Consider the following 524-nt stretch of genomic DNA (forward strand, 5'->3'; position numbering starts at 1 on the left):
GATGGTGCCGTTGTCGTATTGGTAGTCCGTCGCTTCGTTAGTCAACGTCACTAGCTTGCCGTCAACCAGTTTAAGCTGAACTTCGTCTCCACCATTGACCGTCAAGGTCACGTGGCCGCCGTTGGTTAATTCGCCGTGGTTAACCGATACTTCAACTTGGACTTGGTCATTCCCGAGCTCATCTTTGCTGATCAAGCCGTCGTTATTAACGTCATCTTTAATTTCAACCACAGGACCAAGGTCGCCACCTTGAGGACCTTCACCGTCGCCCGGTGCCACAGTGTCCAACTTAGCAGAGTCTGCGCCTTGCGCTGATTCATTGCCTGCTATATCGGTTTGGGTTGCAGTGACGGTAATGGTGCCACCTTCTTCCGGTGCACTCTCCGTCCACGAGATGGTGCCATTGTCGTATTGGTAGTCCGTCGCTTCGTCAGTCAGCGTCACCAGTTTGCCATCAACCAGTTTAAGATCTACGGTTTCACCGTCATTGACGGTAAGCGTGACGTAACCACCGTTGGTCAATT

The 524-nt window shown here is 51.9% G+C and carries 1 protein-coding gene; it reads right to left on the minus strand.

The features are described 5' to 3' along the window. On the minus strand, nt 1–524 hold a 524-nt coding region (locus tag IRQ95_RS22010), incomplete at both ends, for a hypothetical protein (protein WP_194439930.1).

The sequence above is a fragment of the Vibrio fluminensis genome (assembly GCF_015278125.1).
Taxonomy (GTDB): domain Bacteria; phylum Pseudomonadota; class Gammaproteobacteria; order Enterobacterales; family Vibrionaceae; genus Vibrio; species Vibrio fluminensis.